This is a genomic window from Ruegeria lacuscaerulensis (assembly GCF_013031245.1).
Taxonomy (GTDB): Bacteria; Pseudomonadota; Alphaproteobacteria; order Rhodobacterales; family Rhodobacteraceae; genus Ruegeria; species Ruegeria lacuscaerulensis_C.
The window spans coordinates 310,612-327,365 of record NZ_WPZL01000002.1 but is presented as its reverse complement, the minus strand read 5'-3'; the positions used below and the strand labels follow the sequence as shown (position 1 = coordinate 327,365).

Annotated in this window: 13 protein-coding genes and 1 tRNA gene; 7 read left to right on the top strand and 7 right to left on the bottom strand. The window is 57.9% G+C overall.

Going from position 1 to position 16,754, the window contains the following annotated elements; genetic code table 11:
• The first annotated feature begins 205 nt into the window (after positions 1 to 205).
• Complete coding sequence (locus GOX66_RS04160) at positions 206 to 1,750, top strand: trimethylamine methyltransferase family protein (protein WP_170759876.1); 1,545 nt, start codon at positions 206 to 208, stop codon at positions 1,748 to 1,750.
• Positions 1,751 to 1,803: 53 nt separating this feature from the next.
• Here the strand turns inward: GOX66_RS04160 and GOX66_RS04155 are convergent, their stop codons facing one another.
• Both GOX66_RS04155 and GOX66_RS04150 read right to left on the bottom strand, forming a co-directional pair.
• Complete coding sequence (locus GOX66_RS04155) at positions 1,804 to 2,049, bottom strand: EF-hand domain-containing protein (protein WP_170759874.1); 246 nt, start codon at positions 2,047 to 2,049, stop codon at positions 1,804 to 1,806.
• Positions 2,050 to 2,590: 541 nt separating this feature from the next.
• A complete protein-coding gene (locus tag GOX66_RS04150; protein ID WP_170759872.1) occupies positions 2,591 to 6,211 on the bottom strand; it encodes a vitamin B12-dependent ribonucleotide reductase in 3,621 nt (1,206 codons plus the stop codon).
• A 497-nt stretch (positions 6,212 to 6,708) separates the two neighbouring features.
• Here GOX66_RS04150 and GOX66_RS04145 point away from each other — a divergent pair, with 497 nt between their 5' ends.
• A complete protein-coding gene (locus GOX66_RS04145; RefSeq protein WP_170759870.1) occupies positions 6,709 to 7,176 on the top strand; it encodes a hypothetical protein in 468 nt (155 codons plus the stop codon).
• A gap of 10 nt (positions 7,177 to 7,186) precedes the next feature.
• Here the strand turns inward: GOX66_RS04145 and GOX66_RS04140 are convergent.
• From GOX66_RS04140 to pdxH, 4 genes are all read right to left on the bottom strand, one after another.
• Positions 7,187 to 7,263: transfer RNA gene (locus GOX66_RS04140), tRNA-Pro, on the bottom strand.
• A gap of 43 nt (positions 7,264 to 7,306) precedes the next feature.
• Entirely contained in the window at positions 7,307 to 7,774 is a 468-nt protein-coding gene (locus tag GOX66_RS04135) for a DUF192 domain-containing protein (protein ID WP_170759868.1), read from the bottom strand.
• Positions 7,775 to 7,780: 6 nt separating this feature from the next.
• Positions 7,781 to 8,287 (bottom strand): cold-shock protein, encoded by a 507-nt coding sequence (locus tag GOX66_RS04130; protein ID WP_174822655.1) that lies wholly within the window; start codon positions 8,285 to 8,287, stop codon positions 7,781 to 7,783.
• 142 nt (positions 8,288 to 8,429) lie between these two features.
• Positions 8,430 to 9,035: a pyridoxamine 5'-phosphate oxidase gene (pdxH, locus tag GOX66_RS04125; RefSeq protein WP_170759866.1), complete on the bottom strand. Its 606-nt coding sequence runs from the start codon at positions 9,033 to 9,035 to the stop codon at positions 8,430 to 8,432.
• A 135-nt stretch (positions 9,036 to 9,170) separates the two neighbouring features.
• Between pdxH and fabI the strand changes: the two genes are divergently transcribed.
• The 5 genes from fabI to trpE all read left to right on the top strand — a co-directional run bounded on the left by fabI (position 9,171) and on the right by trpE (position 15,154).
• Positions 9,171 to 9,977 (top strand): enoyl-ACP reductase FabI, encoded by an 807-nt coding sequence (gene fabI, locus GOX66_RS04120; RefSeq protein WP_170759864.1) that lies wholly within the window; start codon positions 9,171 to 9,173, stop codon positions 9,975 to 9,977.
• 4 nt (positions 9,978 to 9,981) lie between these two features.
• The gene (gpt, locus tag GOX66_RS04115; protein WP_170759862.1) at positions 9,982 to 10,491 is read left to right on the top strand and encodes a xanthine phosphoribosyltransferase; all 510 of its coding nucleotides are present in this window, start codon (positions 9,982 to 9,984) and stop codon (positions 10,489 to 10,491) included.
• Between the two features lie 42 nt (positions 10,492 to 10,533).
• Positions 10,534 to 11,709, top strand: a complete 1,176-nt coding sequence (locus GOX66_RS04110; RefSeq protein WP_170759858.1) for an aminotransferase — start codon at positions 10,534 to 10,536, stop codon at positions 11,707 to 11,709.
• A gap of 79 nt (positions 11,710 to 11,788) precedes the next feature.
• On the top strand, positions 11,789 to 13,630 hold the full coding sequence (locus GOX66_RS04105; protein ID WP_170759856.1) for a peptidyl-prolyl cis-trans isomerase: 1,842 nt from the start codon (positions 11,789 to 11,791) through the stop codon (positions 13,628 to 13,630).
• A 12-nt stretch (positions 13,631 to 13,642) separates the two neighbouring features.
• A complete protein-coding gene (gene trpE / locus GOX66_RS04100; protein WP_170759855.1) occupies positions 13,643 to 15,154 on the top strand; it encodes an anthranilate synthase component I in 1,512 nt (503 codons plus the stop codon).
• Between the two features lie 44 nt (positions 15,155 to 15,198).
• Here the strand turns inward: trpE and GOX66_RS04095 are convergent, their stop codons facing one another.
• Positions 15,199 to 16,677 carry a divergent polysaccharide deacetylase family protein gene (locus GOX66_RS04095; RefSeq protein WP_336509187.1) on the bottom strand — a complete coding sequence of 493 codons (1,479 nt, stop codon included), beginning with the start codon at positions 16,675 to 16,677 and terminating at the stop codon, positions 15,199 to 15,201.
• Positions 16,678 to 16,754 lie beyond the last annotated feature (77 nt).

Here is a 16,754-nt window from a genome sequence, read left to right as displayed (position 1 = left end):
CAGGTCGCAAACAGAACAGATTGCCATGGCCCACATCGGAATACTTCGTGTCACATTGTGAGGACCTGCATGCAGAACGAAGTTTGGAAGATTCGCCTGGTTAGCCGTACCATTGGTGCGGACCGTGGGCGTGCAGCGCGTGGGCGGCCATCGGGGGGCTGAGTACAGTCACCCTGAAAACACCTTTACGACCGGATTCCGAACTATGAATGATCAAACCCGCAACACACCGCGAAGTGGCGGACGCGCCGCGCGTCGTGCGGCCCGAGCCTCGGCGCTTCCAGAACATCTGCGCCCCATACGCCCCGGCATGGAGGGCGGCACCCTTAAGGTTCTGACGCAAGCGCAAGTCGAACGGATTCACGAAGCCGCGCTAACGGCATTGGAAACCATCGGACTGGCGGACGCCCCTCAAAGCGGGATCGACTACTTGGTGGCCGCTGGTTGCGCCTTGGGGGACGACGGCCGAATTCGTTTCCCACGCGCATTGGTGGAAGACACCATCGCCAAGGCCAATCGTTCGGTCACATTGTACAGCCGGGATGGCAAGACGGATCTAGAGCTGTCGGGCACCCGTGTTCACTATGGCACCGCCGGTGCGGCAGTCAGCATGGTCGATGTACACGGACAGGAATACCGGGATTCCACGGTTCAGGACCTGCATGATGCGTCCCGGATTTGCGAACAGCTGGAAAATATCCATTTCGTTCAGCGTCCGATGGTGTGTCGCGATATCGCGGACAACCTGGAAATGGATCTGAACACGATCTATGCCACGACCTCCGGCACGTTCAAACATATCGGCACATCGTTCACCGAACCCAGCCACGTAGCCCCGGCAATGGAAATGCTGCACATGATCGCTGGCGGCGAAGACAAGTGGCGGGAACGGCCGTTCATGTCCAACTCGAACTGCTTTGTGGTTCCGCCGATGAAATTCGCAACGGAAAGTTGCGAAGTGATGGAAGAGTGCATCAAGGCGGGAATGCCGGTCCTGCTGCTGTCCGCCGGGATGGCCGGAGCCACTGCGCCCTCGACAGTCGCTGGCGCAATCACCCAAGCCACAGCCGAATGCCTGGCCGGTTTGATTTACGTAAACGCCGTAAAGCCAGGCGCACCAGCAATATTTGGCACCTGGCCCTTTGGTCTGGATCTGCGCACAGGCGCCATGTCCATAGGCTCGGGTGAGCAGGCCCTGCTGACCGCGGGGTGCGCCCAAATGCACAAGTTCTACGACCTGCCTGGCGGTGCCGCCGCGGGGGCCTCGGATTCAAAACTGCCGGACATGCAGGCCGGGTGGGAACAAATGTGCTCGAATGTCATGGCCGGGCTATCAGGCCTGAACATGGTGTATGAATCGGCGGGCATGCACGCGTCGTTGCTGGGGTTCTGCTTTGAAAGCCTCATCCTCAGCGACGACCTGATCGGTCAGGCGCAGCGCTGCGTGCGCGGAATCGAGGTGACGGATGAAACGCTGGCGTTGGACCAGATTGCCGAAGTCTGCATGGGTGGACCGGGTCACTATCTTGGAACCGATGCAACGCTCAGCCGGATGCAGGCGGATTACGTCTACCCAACTTTTGGTGATCGTTCTTCACCCAAGGAATGGGTGGAACTTGGCAAGCCAGACCTGATCGAAAAGGCAATCAAGCGGAAAGAAGAAATCCTGTTTGCACCCTCGCCAGCCCGATTTGATCCGCTTCTGGATGCCGAGCTTCGCGGCAAGTTCAACATCCACTTGCCGATGTAAAATATTGAAAAGGCGACCCGAAATCCATCGGGCCGCCTCTTTTCGCCGTGGCCTCAGCCGTTGGAAGGCGGCAACAGGCCTGCTTCCTGCGCCACGGCAATCTCTGCCTCATCCAGCGCGCCGTCACCATTTGTGTCCATCGCCGAGAAGCCGTCTGCGTCAACTTCGGGCAGAACGGCCTGCACTTCTTCGATCGTCAAAACACCATCTCCGTTGGCGTCGGCTGTGGATTGCGCGACGGCCAGCGCCGGCAGTCCAAGAGCGAGTACGGAAATAGCGGCCAGAGTTTGCGGTTTCATTGTGATGCCTCCTGATTGAGTTCTGTATGTTTCGTGTCCGGACAGGCACCAGAAACACCTCAACCCCAACCCGTGTCACCCGCAATGAGGGATTCGGGAACTTTCGCGCCAATCTCCGCGTGTTTGGCAGAGTCGCGTATGCGGGCAGCCGCTGGTCAAAATCGCCCCATCCACGCTCGGCGGTTCTTGCCCGACGCGAATTGGCAATCCGGCAATGCTCTGCTCAAAACCCGCCGAAACTCCCCCAAAAAAGAAAGGGGGCCGAAGCCCCCTGTCAGTTTCGCCTTCCAGGCTCATTTCGTTGACCGCCCGGTGTTTTTTTGCCTGCGGCCTGGACTGCGCATGGGACGAGCGCACCCGCCCCGTGAAAGAGTGGGAAAGAGCAAATATTCCGCCCCACCCTGTTCCCGACCAACACGGGCATGTTGGCCGAGTGGAGCAAAGCGCCTTGGTAAGTCTCAGGCTTTGCCCCGTGTTCGTCGGGACCGAATATCCGGGGGGAAATTCAGGTCCCTACACCCCGCCTGGCGGGGCGTTTGCCTTAGCTACACCCGCTGGTCGCGCCGCAGGTGTTGCATTTCATGCAGGTGCCGTTGCGCACCAGCGTATAGTTTCCGCATTCGCCGCAGGGATCGCCCTCATAGCCCTGCATCTTGGCCTTGGTCCGTGCATCCATGCCGGTTGCAACTGCAGTTTCCGCGACCGGCGCCTCGAATGAAGCTGCGGTCTCTGACATGCCGCTGACCTCAACCTGACCACCATTGAACACTGCCAGATCCTGCGGCAGACGTTTGCGCAGATAGCCGGTCGAGCTGATTTGTTTCAGAACTTCCAATGACTTGGATGCCGCGCTGTCGCTGATTTCCGAGACATTGGATAGACCGTCTTCTTCACCACGCCCCAGGTCGTCAAAGGTTGCGCCCTCGGGCTTCACATGGGCCAGATCGGTGCGATCCAGATAAGACACAGCCAGTTCGCGGAAGATGTAGTCCAGGATCGACGTCGCATTCTTGATCGAGTCGTTACCCTGCACCATTCCTGCCGGTTCGAACTTGGTGAAGGTGAAAGCGTCGACGAACTCTTCCAGCGGCACGCCGTATTGCAGGCCAACCGATACGGCGATGGCAAAGTTGTTCATCATCGCCCGGAAGCCAGCACCTTCCTTGTGCATGTCGATGAAAATCTCGCCCAGCTTGCCGTCTTCGAACTCACCCGTGCGCAGATAGACTTTGTGGCCGCCTACGATCGCCTTTTGGGTGTAACCCTTGCGGCGATGCGGCAGTTTCTCGCGATGGCTGCGGATCATTTCCTTGACCACAACCTTTTCGATCACCTTCTCGGCCAGGACGACGGCCTTTTCCTGCGTCGAACCGCTTTCCAGCACTTCTGCCGCTTCGTCATCATCCTCGACCAGTGCTGCGGCCAACGGCTGCGACAGTTTCGAGCCATCGCGGTACAGCGCATTGGCTTTCACACCCAGCGACCAGCTGAGTTCATAGGCTTTCTGGCAGTCCTCGATAGTTGCGTCATTCGGCATGTTGATCGTTTTCGAGATCGCGCCCGAGATAAAGCTCTGCGCCGCCGCCATCATGGTGATATGGCTATCAACCCCAAGGAAACGCTTGCCTTTCTTGCCGCACGGGTTGGCGCAGTCGAAGATCGAATAGTGCTCTTCCTTCAGATGCGGTGCGCCTTCCAGCGTCATCGTTCCGCAGACATGGTCGTTGGCCGCGTCGATATCCGCCTTGGTAAAGCCCAAGTGGCGCAGCAGATCGAAGGTCGGGTCATTCAGCTTGGTTGCCGGGATGCCCAGAACACCGGTGCAGAAGTCCTCACCCAGTGTCCACTGGTTGAAGACAAACCTGATATCAAAGGCGCTTTCCAGCGCGGCGTCTACCTTGGCCAGTTCATTCGGGCCAAAGCCGTGACCTGTCAGCGAAGTGTGGTTGATGCCCGGCGCATTGCCGATGGTGCCGTGACCGACGGCATAGCCCACAATCTCTTCGATCTGAGACGAGGAATAGCCCAGTTTCTCAAGCGCCGACGGCACCGAGCGGTTGATGATCTTGAAGTAACCGCCACCGGCCAGCTTCTTGAACTTGACGAGCGCAAAATCCGGCTCGATCCCAGTGGTGTCGCAATCCATTACCAGACCGATGGTGCCGGTCGGCGCGATCACGGTGGCCTGTGCGTTGCGGTAACCGTTCTTTTCACCGAGGTTCAGCGCTTCGTCCCAAGCCGACATGGCCAGATCGATCAGACGCTTGTCCGGGCAGTTGCTATGATCTAGGGGCACCGGTTTGACCGCCAGTTTCTCGTAACCGTTGGTCACGCCCTGCGCCGCGCGGCGGTGGTTGCGGATGACACGCAGCATGTGGTCAGCATTGCGTTCATAGCCTTTGAACGGGCCAAGCTCTCCGGCAATCTCAGCCGACGTCGCATAAGCCACACCGGTCATGATCGCTGTCAGTGCACCACAGATTGAGCGCCCCTCGTCCGAGTCATAGCTGTAGCCCATGTTCATCAGCAGACCGCCAATGTTGGCATAGCCCAGACCCAGCGTGCGGAAATCATAGGACAGCTGCGCGATTTCCTTCGACGGGAACTGCGCCATGGTTACCGAGATTTCCAGCGTCAGGGTCCACAGACGCGAGGCGTGCATGTAGTCGGCCGCCTGAAACTCGCCGTCCTTCAGGAAAGTCAGCAGATTCATCGACGCCAGATTACAGGCCGTGTCATCGAGGAACATGTATTCCGAGCACGGGTTCGAACCGCGAATCTCGCCGTCTTCGGGGCATGTGTGCCACTCATTGACAGTGTCATGGAACTGGATGCCCGGATCGGCGCAGGCCCAAGCCGCGTGGCCGACCTTTTCCCACAGATCGCGCGCCTTGACGGTCCGCGCGACCTTACCATCAGTGCGGTTGATCAGTTCCCAATCCGCATCCTTTTCGGCCGCGGTCAGGAACGCGTTGGTCACGCGAATCGAGTTGTTCGAGTTCTGGCCCGAGACCGAGCTATACGCTTCCGAATCCCAGTCGGTGTCATAGGTCGGGAACTCGATGCTGTCGTGACCCTGCTTGGCGTAATCCAGAACGCGCTTGATGTAAGTCTCAGGGATCGCAACCTTTTTCGCCTCACGAACCGCTTTTTTGAGGGCGTCATTCTTGTTGGGATCATACGCGTCTTCCTGCGCGCCATCCCAGGTGCGGATGGCCTCGAAAATGCCGTTCAGCATCTTCTCGTGCATCTTCGATCCGGCAACGATCGAGGCCACCTTCTGCTCTTCGATCACCTTCCATTCGATGAATTGCTCGATGTCCGGGTGATCTGCATCGACGATTACCATCTTTGCTGCTCGACGGGTTGTTCCGCCTGATTTGATCGCGCCAGCGGCGCGGTCGCCGATCTTGAGAAAGCCCATAAGGCCCGAGGACTTGCCGCCACCCGACAGCGATTCGCCTTCTGCACGCAGATGGCTGAAGTTGGTCCCGGTGCCCGAGCCATATTTGAACAGGCGCGCCTCACGCACCCAAAGATCCATGATGCCACCTTCGTTCACCAGGTCATCATCGACAGACTGGATAAAGCACGCGTGCGGCTGCGGATGTTCGTAAGCGGATTTCGATTTAGTCAGCTTGCCGGTTTTATGGTCGACATAGTGGTGCCCCTGCGCCGGGCCGTCGATTCCGTAGGCCCAGTGCAGACCGGTGTTGAACCATTGCGGGCTGTTCGGGGCGGCGCGCTGCGTCGCCAGCATATAGCGCATCTCGTCGAAATAGGCGCGCGCGTCTTCCTCGGTTGAGAAATAGCCGCCCTTCCAGCCCCAATAGGCCCAGGCGCCTGCCAGACGGTCGAACACTTGCTTGGAGGAGGTTTCCCCTTCAAATTCAGCGCCTTCTGCGGGGACGGAACGCCACAGGAATTCGGGAACGTCTTTCTCTTTGACCTTTTTCAGCTGGGTCGGAACGCCCGCCTTGCGGAAATACTTCTGCGCAATGACATCGCTTGCGACCTGGCTCCAACTAGTGGGGACTTCGATATCATCCAGGCGGAACACAATTGTGCCATCCGGGTTTCGGATTTCGGAGGTCGCAGAGACGAAGTCCAGATCTGCGTAAGCGTCCTGCCCCGGTTTAGTAAATTTCCTGTCAATCTTCATGTCCGCCGCCCTAGATACAATCAACTTGTCCGTTTGCGTCAGGTCCAAATATTCAGACCGTCCGCCATGCCGGAAATCTGGGCGTAAATGACCGGACGCTGCTCTTAACAGCGCAAAACCGCTCAAACGGCTGCACGTTAATACGATGTGCTTTCCGACCCTCGCCCTATGCCTTATTCTGGTCTTACTACCAGATTTAGTGGCATCGCTTTCGGCCTATACAACTTGGCGTATTCAACCATAGAAGGTCAACGCCATTTTTCAGCCATTTTGAAATCTTTTTTGTTGACCGCTTTGATCACGACGCGTGTCACAAGGCGGAAACCGATTCCTCCACAGGGTCATCCACGGAAACCCTTTGCCGGGCGCGAAAACTCTCAGCGCAATTAACTGTGTTTGTCAGCATAGTTATCGGCATTTGATAATCCGAGGTTAAGATGGCGAGGCTGAAGGAGAATCAGCGCACGGATATTCAGCGATAAGAAACAAGACGACGTATGCGGCGCAAACGAACGAAGGGACCGGGACCGTTGTTGTTAATTCGCTTACTTCCCGTAATGGCGCTATTCGTGGCATGCACACCACAAGATGTGCCCCCTCCCGCACGTAGCGCGCAGTTCGATACATACCCGAAACGGCTGTTCGACACGTTTGAAATTGAATGTGACGGCCCGGGCGAGCGATTTGAAAAGACTGGTAACCGGGTATTTGAATGCTCCGAGCTCATTCCTCCGGAAACAACGGCGTTTTTGATTCTCAATTATGACGGATACCCTCAGGACCTTCCGAAAAGCGTCATGCGGATGACATCGACCCAGAACTCGAGGGGCTATCGTGTGGATGCCGAACTCTACTTTGATGTCCCGCAAAAGAACGGCCCAACGGTCAGAGTTCCTGTGGAAAGCAAAACGCTGGATAAGGCGCTGAGCGCGCTTTATCAAGCGATGGGTGGTTCACCGACATAAGTGAGAAAAGTGGTCGGGGCGGCAGGATTCGAACCTACGACCCCCTGTACCCAAAACAGGTGCGCTACCAGACTGCGCCACGCCCCGGACCGTGCGCCTTCCTAACGATGCCGTTCCGATTTGAAAAGCCCTAACAAGGCCAAATTGCGGGACCTTGCGAAAAAACTATGTGGCGCATCTGGGTTCCCGGTGTGATCAGATAACGATCTGCAAGTCCGGCGTTGATTTCCAGCACGGCAAACACCGAATCGCCGCCCTCAATCGGGGTCAGATCTCCGGGCTGCGCGTTCGCGTGAACACTGGTCACTGTGCCGGCCCGGTCTACAAAAACGATGTCCAGAGGAATCAGGGTGTTCTTCATCCAGAATGCCACGGGTTGTGGCGGATCGAATATGAACAACATTCCAGACCGCTGCGGCAACGACTCGCGAAACATCAGGCCGCGCGCCCTTTCCTGCGGAGTAACCGCCAATTCGATGTCAAAACTGATCTGAGTCTTGTCGTTCCTCAGCCCAACGCGATCGTCACGACAAGCCGCAAGAACACTTCCGGTCCAGACCATCGAAACAATCGCAAGAACCGGGAACAGCCTGATCATAGGGAATCAATCGTCCAGTGCGGCTTCCCAGGCAAGAACCTGAGCTGCCATGCGCCCACGTTTGCCATCAATAACCCGCATTGCCAGCGCCTCGCCCGGTTGCAGATCCGCAAGACCAGAGCGACGCAAAACTTCGATATGCAGGAAGACATCTTCGTTGCGCCCGAAGACATTCGCAAAGCCAAAGCCCTTGCCCTTGTCGAACCACTTCACCCGTGCAGCTTCCAGCGGCGCCTCGGCGATCACCACCGGATCGAGTTCGGCGAAATCCGCCAACATCATTGAGTCGGTCCGTGCGGGCGGATCGACACTGATGACTTCAACCGCCTGAACGCCGCGATCGGTGCGGTGCGTCATGATCTCGATGCCAGCGCCATCCGCGACAGAGCTTTGGCCAAAATTACGCAACACGTTCACATGCAACAGAATATCCGGGCCGCCCTCGTCCGACACAACGAATCCGTACCCCTTTGCGGGGTCGAACCATTTCACGTGTCCACGGACGCGATACATGTTGTTCAGATCTTCTGGCACGGTTTTCCCATCGCGAAATTTAGCAATTCGTTAAGGTTTCGATGTGTATGGGAATGGGCCGCAAATTCAAGCTGAAAAATCCCTTTGATATCTGCAAGTTGCATTTCACGATACGCGAACGTCATGGATTCAACCTCTGCACTTGCCACGCGGAACCAATCTGGTCCCGCCGCCATCTGAACCTGTCGTGCAGCCGAAACGCACCATCGGCCCAAAACTCAACTTCGGTCGGAACCAGCCTGTATCCGCCCCAGAAAGGAGGCCGCGGTGGATTCGGACCAAACTTTGCCGTCACTTTTGCAACCTCTGCCATCAATGCGGACCGGCTGTTCAGGGGCCGAGACTGCTTGGATGCCCATGCTCCCAAACGGCTTTTCAAAGAACGGGACGCATAGTATTCGTCGGCTTTCGGCCCGTTCTCAATAGTGATTGTACCACGAACGCGGATTTGTCGCCGCAATGATTTCCAGTGCATGACAAATGCGGCTTTGCCGGCGCTGTCAAGCTCGGCTGCCTTTGCGCTCTCGTAATTGGTGTAAAAAACGAAGGCACCGGATTCGATTTCCTTCAACAGCACCATGCGCACATTCGGCATACCGTCCGAATCCACAGTTGCCAGGGCAATCGCGTTCGGATCATTCGGTTCACTGTCCTTGGCTTCGTCCAGCCACCGCGCCGCAATTTCAAACGGATCGGTGCCGGCGAATATGCCGTCGCGCTCGCTCATTTCCATCCCCCGGAAACTTTTGATAACTACCCTAGGGCGAGAACCCGCCACGAGCAAGAGTTCGCGGCCTTGATGCAGCGCATCCAATGGCATAAACCAACGCAACATGACGCGAAGACAGGCGGAGAACCAAACATGTCAAATCAGTTGATGGCCGGAAAACGCGGCCTCATCATGGGACTGGCCAATGATAAATCGATCGCATGGGGAATTGCCCGCGCTTTATCCGAAGCCGGGGCTGAACTTGCCTTTTCCTATCAGGGGGAAGCCCTGAAAAAACGGGTAGACCCATTGGCGGCGCAACTTGGCAGTGAAATTGTCCTGCCCTGTGATGTCAGCGACGAAGCGTCGATTGACGCCCTGTTCTCATCTCTGAAAGAGAAATGGGGCAAACTGGACTTCGTTGTTCATGCGATTGGCTTTTCGGACAAGAACGAGCTGCGCGGTCGCTACGTCGATACCAGCCGGGCAAATTTCAAGCTGACCATGGACGTGTCGGTCTACTCCTTCACCGCAGTGATGCAGCGCGCCGAGAAGATGATGTCCGAAGGCGGCAGCGCCGTTACACTGACTTATTATGGTGCTGAGCAGGTGATGCCGCACTATAACGTGATGGGTGTCGCCAAAGCCGCACTGGAAGCGTCAGTCAAATATCTGGCCGAGGATCTGGGCAAGGACGGCATCCGCGTCAACTCGATCTCGGCCGGACCGATAAAAACCCTGGCTGCCAGTGGCATTGGTGACTTCCGCTATATCATGAAGTGGAACGAGTATAATTCGCCCCTGCGCCGCAACGTGACCATCGACGATGTGGGCAAGTCGGCGCTTTACCTGCTGTCGGATCTCAGCAGCGGGGTTACTGGTGAGAACCTGCACGTGGATTCGGGCTATCACATCGTCGGCATGAAGGCCGTCGACGCACCAGACGTTGAAAAGGGTTAATCTCATGAGCGCCAAAGACCGCCTGCCGCACGAAAAAGGGTTTCACATCAGTTGGGACCAAATTCACCGGGATTCCCGCGCTCTGGCCTGGCGGCTGGACGGGCAAGGTCCGGATGACGGCGCCTGGCGCGCCGTAGTTGCCATCACACGGGGCGGCATGGCGCCAGCGATGATTGTCAGCCGCGAACTGGACATACGCACCGTCGATACGGTCAGTGTCCGGTCCTACCACCATCAGGCACAGGGTGAAGCTGAAGTTCTCAAGGCGCCTGATGCAGAGCTGATGGGGGACGGCACTGGCATTCTGATCATTGACGACCTCGTCGACAGCGGCAAAACGCTGGAACTGGTACGCAAGATGTACCCCAATGCGCATTTCGCCACGGTCTATGCCAAGCCCAAAGGTCGTCCTATGGTTGATACGTTCATCACCGAGGTCAGCCAGGACACATGGATTTTCTTCCCGTGGGATATGGCCCTGCAATATGTCGAGCCCTATCGCGGTACGGACTAAATCAGTCCCAAAACAAACTCTGCTGAACAATTGGGACGACCCATGACCCGGACACGTACTGCTGCCACTTTCGCCCCTCCGGTGATGGAGGCGCGGCGTTGGCTGGACGGCGTGGATTTTCCTGACGACCGCCCTCTGATCAATGTCAGCCAGGCAGCGCCGGTTGATCCTCCGCCATTGGCTTTGCGCGAAGCCATGGCAGAATTCGCGGTGACCGAAGACAGCGCCCATCTGTACGGGCCTGTTCTGGGCAATGCCGATCTGCGGGCTGAACTCGCGGATCAGATCGGTCGGCATTATGCTGCTGCGATTTCGACGGATCAGGTTGCGATCACTTCGGGTTGCAATCAGGCCTTCGCGGCCGTGATTACGGCAATCACGGATGAAGGAGATGAGGTCATCCTGCCAACTCCATGGTATTTCAACCATAAAATGTGGCTGGACATGGTCGGCGTTCATTCGGTCGACCTGAAGACGGGTGACGATTTGCTGCCCGACCCGGACGCGGCTCGCGCCCTAATAACCGATAAAACACGTGCCATCGCGCTGGTAACCCCGAACAACCCGGGCGGCGTGGAATACCCGGCGGAACTGGTGCGTGCGTTCTACGAACTGGCGCGCGAAACCGGTATCCGTTTGCTGGTAGATGAGACCTATCGCGATTTCGACAGTCGTAGTGGCCCACCGCACGATCTGCTCAGCCAATCCAGATGGGAAGACACACTCGTCCATCTCTACTCCTTTTCCAAGGCTTACCGCCTGACGGGCCATCGGGTCGGCGCGGTTGCGTCCAGCGCGGAACTGCTGTCCGAAGTTGAGAAATTTCTGGACACTGTAGCAATCTGCCCCGGCCAGATCGGTCAATTCGCGGCGCTTTGGGGAATGCAGAACCTGTCGCAATGGGTTTCCGAGGAGCGTGATGAAATCCTCGACCGGCGCGCGGCGATTGAAGAGCTACTGCCCCGTCTGACGGAAAATGGCTGGCGATTGCTGGGGCTGGGCGCCTATTTCGCCTATTTCGAGCATCCATTCGATATCCCATCGGATGAGCTGGCGCGACGGCTGGTACGTGAGGCCGGCGTCCTGCTGCTGCCCGGCACCATGTTCATGCCCGACGAAGATCCGACCGGAAAACGTCAGGTCCGTATCGCGTTCGCGAATCTGGATCGCACGGGAATTGAACAATTGTTCGACCGGTTACAGGCCCTGTCCTTCTAAGCTTGCCCCCCGGCGGTGCGCGTCGTATTCAGGGCCGCAACCGACAGGGCAGACACTTGCCACAGAATAAGAGGGCACCATGGCCGCAGGCATGAAAAACCTTTCGAAGACCTTTGTCTGGATTCTCATGGGCCTTCTGATGCTGGGCCTTGCAGGGTTCGGAGCAACCAGCCTAACGGGCACTGTGCGCAGTGTGGCACAGGTCGGGAACGAGGACGTTTCGATTGACGCCTATGTTCGCGAACTGCAGCGCGAAATCCGTGCAGTAGAAAGCCAGACAGGCCAACCCCTGCAGATGTCGCAGGCCATTGAATTCGGTCTCGACCAACTGGCTCTGTCGCGCCTGACCGCACTGGCCGCATTGGACAACGAGGTTGGACAACTGGGTATTTCGATCGGCGATGAGAACCTTCAGAAAGAAATCGTCGCCATCCCGGCCTTTCAAGGCGTTAATGGCACATTCGACCGCGAAGCCTACCAGTTCCAGCTTGAACAGGTGGGGATGACGGATTCCGAGTTCGAATCGGATTTACGCAAGGAAGCTTCTCGGACCATCGTGCAGACCGCGGTGATCAGCGGTGTGGAAATGCCCGCGATCCTGACACAGGTGCTGACCGATTACGTTGGTGCGCGGCGCAGCTTTACCGTTGCGACGGTTGCGCCTGATGCGCTGCCCGCGCCTGTAGCAGAGCCAACGGACGAGCAGATACAGGCCTATTACGACGAGAACTCGGACCAGTTCACCCTGCCCCGCACCAAACAACTGACCTATGCGATCCTGTCGCCCGAGATGCTGCTGGACAGCGTCGAAGTGGACGAGGACGCGGTGCGCCGTCTCTATGATCAGCGCGCGGCTGAGTTCCAACAGCCCGAGCGTCGCCTGGTCGAACGCCTGACTTATCCGAGTGAAGAAGCGGCGCAGACAGCGATGGCGCAGTTGGAAGTAGGCGGCACCACATTCGAAAATCTGGTGCGCGATCGCCAGCTGGAACTCAGCGACGTCGATCTGGGCGATGTGACACGCGAAGACCTGGGCGATGCCGCGGATGCGGTTTTTGCCGCTGATCTGGATACCGTGGTCGGCCCGTTACCCTCCACCTTCGGTCCCGCCCTATTCCGCATCAACGGTTCGCTCGCTGAAAACAACACGTCTTTCGAGGACGCTGCACCTGCCCTCCGTGAAGAGCTGGCCGCAGACCGTGCCCGCCGCCAGATCGAAGCGCAGGCCGAAGATATCAACGACCTTCTGGCCGGAGGCGCGACACTGGAAGAACTGGTCGGCGAGAGCGATATGGAACTGGGTCAAATCGATTGGACCCGGCAAAGCGAAGATGGCGTCGCTGCTTATGAAGGCTTCCGCACAGCAGCCGAAGCGGTGAACGAAGGCGACTTCCCCGAGGTTGCGTTCCTCGAAGACGGTTCGATCTTTGCCCTGCGCCTGAACGAAGTGCTGCCCCGCCGTCCCGAGCCATTGGAAACCGCCCGTGACCGTGTCGCCGCTGCGTGGACGCAAGCCGAAATCAACAAGGCTTTGGAAGATCAGGCGAATACCGTACTGGAGCAACTGAACGACGACGATGACTTCAGCGCCACTGGTTTGCCTTTCCGTGTGGAAAACGCGCTGACCCGGACCGCATTCCTGGATGATGTACCCGCTGATTTCATGGCAAAAGTTTTCGAGATGGAGCCCGGTGAGTTGCAAGTGGTTCCCGGTAACGGCGCTGCTCTGATCGTGCGCCTTGACGAACTGTTGCCACCCGCCGAGACAGACGAACGTCGGCAAATGCAAGAAGCTCTTTCGGCGCAGCTTGATCAAGCCCTGGCCCAGAACATCTTCGACGCTTATGTGCGCGACGCCCAAACTCGCGCCCGGCCAGTCATAGATCAGCGCGCGCTGAACGCCGTGCAGTCGAGCTATTAAAAGAGACCGAACATGGCCCTGACCCCCGAGTTCGACAGTTTCGCCCGCGCGTATGGGGCCGGTGAAAATCAGGTTGTTTACACCCGCCTTGCGGCTGATCTGGATACGCCCGTCTCGCTGATGCTCAAGCTGACAGGCGCGCAGAAAGACGCGTTTATGCTGGAATCGGTCACTGGCGGCGAGGTGCGTGGCCGGTATTCGATCATCGGGATGAAGCCAGATCTGATCTGGCGCTGCCGTGGCGAGGTCTCGGAACTTAACCGCTCAGCGCGTTTCGATCCCGAGGCGTTTTCGCCTCAGGACGGAAATCCGATGGACAACCTGCGGGCGCTTCTGGCTGAAAACCGGATCGACCTGCCGGATGACCTGCCGCAGGCGGCGGCGGGCCTGTTCGGTTATCTGGGCTATGACATGGTTCGACTGGTTGAATATCTGCCGGACGTAAACCCTGATCCACTTGGCCTGCCCGATGCGATCATGCTGCGGCCATCCGTCATCGCGGTTCTGGACGGCGTGAAGGGAGAGGTTACTGTTGTTTCACCCGCCTGGGTTAGCGAAGGTCAGTCGGCCAAGGCCGCCTATGCGCAGGCTGCGGAACGGGTGATGGACGCGGTGCGCGATCTGGAACGCGCCATGCCTGCGGAAACCCGCGATCTGGGAGACGCTTCTGAGGTCGCGCCGCCCATGTCGAACTTCACCAAATCTGGTTACATGGAAGCGGTTGAAAAGGCCAAGGAATACATCCGTGCGGGTGACATTTTTCAGGTCGTCCCGGCGCAGCGCTGGACGCAGGACTTTCCGCAGCCGCCTTTTGCACTTTACCGCTCGTTGCGGCGAACCAACCCGTCGCCGTTCATGTTCTATTTCAATTTCGGCGGTTTTCAGGTTGTGGGAGCCAGCCCCGAGATTCTGGTGCGCGTGTTTGGAGATGAGGTCACGATCCGCCCCATCGCCGGTACCCGCCCGCGCGGAGCAACTCCTGAAGAGGACAAGGCCCACGAAGTCGACCTGCTGGCCGATAAAAAAGAACTGGCTGAACACCTGATGCTGCTGGATCTGGGGCGCAACGACACAGGCCGTGTCTCGAAAATCGGTACCGTGCGCCCAACCGAAGAGTTCATCATCGAACGCTACAGCCACGTGATGCATATCGTATCGAACGTGGTCGGAGAACTGGCCGAAGACAAGGACGCGCTGGATGCGTTTTTTGCCGGGATGCCTGCCGGAACGGTATCCGGTGCCCCCAAGGTCCGCGCGATGGAGATCATCGACGAGCTGGAACCCGAGAAACGTGGAATCTATGGCGGCGGCGTCGGATACTTCAGCGCAGGCGGTGACATGGACATGTGTATCGCCCTGCGGACGGCCATTGTGAAAGATCACAAGCTCTATATTCAGGCAGGTGGCGGTGTCGTTTACGACAGCGATCCAGAAGCCGAATATATGGAAACCGTTCACAAATCGAACGCCATACGACGTGCTGCAGCCGACGCGGCGCGATTTACCGGCTCAGGAAATAGCTAACGCAAGGGCTGACCTTCCGGGTCAGCCTTTGCTGCGTTCAGATCTTACTGAACCTCTTTCATCATGACAGCCGAAATCGGGGCCATGGCTACACGTCCGCCCCGATCTTCCAGCCCCCACAGCAACAGGGCCGAGATCGTGTCAGGGCGCAACCTGCCCAGCATCACAACTGTTCCCTCCTGACCGGCGCGGAAGGCGGCCTGATCCAGAAAACGCCGCATGATCTTAGGATCCTGACGGGCACCATCGATATCACGGAAGATGACACCCGAGGGCACACCGTTTCGCGCCGCCAGCTTTTGCACCGTGTTGAGCCCGTTATCCTGTGTGATCAACCCGCGGCCGGTATCTCCTGCAATCGCAGCGACCTGATCGGCAAGCTTGCGGTTGCCTTGAATTCCCGATCCCACACCCTCGAGGATGCCAACGGTTTCTGGCAGGGTTTCGAGCCAGACAGCCATTGAAACTTCGGCATCCTGAGCACTGGCGGCCTCGGGCAGATCGGCCAGGGCCAGAACCTCAAAACCCGCCTCGCGGTGCCGCGTCATTTTTTTTGCAGCCTCCGGGTCAGACGGGCTGACGGCAAAGCTGAGAGGATACGGAAAATCCTGCAGAGCTTCGGCCCCAAAAGCGCCTTCGTCGTCGATCAGGATGATCGACATCAGCGGCTTGGCCTCGGGGTTTTTGAATGACGCAGCATAGGCTTCGATCGGCTTGCCAGGAATGACGGGGACACTTTGGCTATTGTCGGCCTCGACCGCGTCATCACGCTCGGTCAGAGGGACCACACGCGTGCCGATCGTCAATCCCGCAGGAGCCTCCTCTGCGCCTCCGATTTGCGGCACAGATGCTATCCGGGGAAGATTGCGCGGTGCCGTGTCCTCATTACCTTCGACGGCAATCGGACTGTCCTCAAAAGGATTTTCTTGGGGCTCTGGCTTCGTGATCGAGGCTACATCAACTTCAGGTTCGGGCTCCTCGGCCTCTGCGATCTCCTCGGTTGGCACTTCGGGTGCCTGGGGAACGTCGATTACCACTTCGGGCAATGTCTCGGCCTCGGGCGTCCCTTGTACCAGCGGTGTTGCCTGAAGCGCCGCCGGCGCCTCTGTTGACACGGCGACCTCAGCGGATTCTGTTACATTCGGCGCATCAACCTGATCGGTGGAATTCTGAACCTCGGGCAGCGAATCCGGCAAAGTTTCTACATCCGCAAGTTCTGCCAGGGTGTCAGACATTTCGCCCGAAGTTTCCGGCACGGTTGGTGGCAATTCCACCAGATCAGCATCTGTACCGACATCCGTTGTTTCCTGGATAGTCTCCGGAACCTCCACCGCAGGGGGTTCAGGTGCCGAAACCGCAACTTTTGGAACTTTGGTCAAGGGCGCAGTCAGAGACAGCGCTGCCCCTAGCGCAAGTACAACGATCGTTCCCACGATCAATCCGCCGACAAATCCGCCCATCACTTTTGCCTCTCGTCCTAGTCCTGCTTCGATCGCATATACGCCGTCTGTCGCGGCGTTCACTTACCGCAACATCAAGGACGGGATGTCCCCTTGACGCTGCCGCGCAAGCCTGAGCATGTATGTCCCGACATTATACC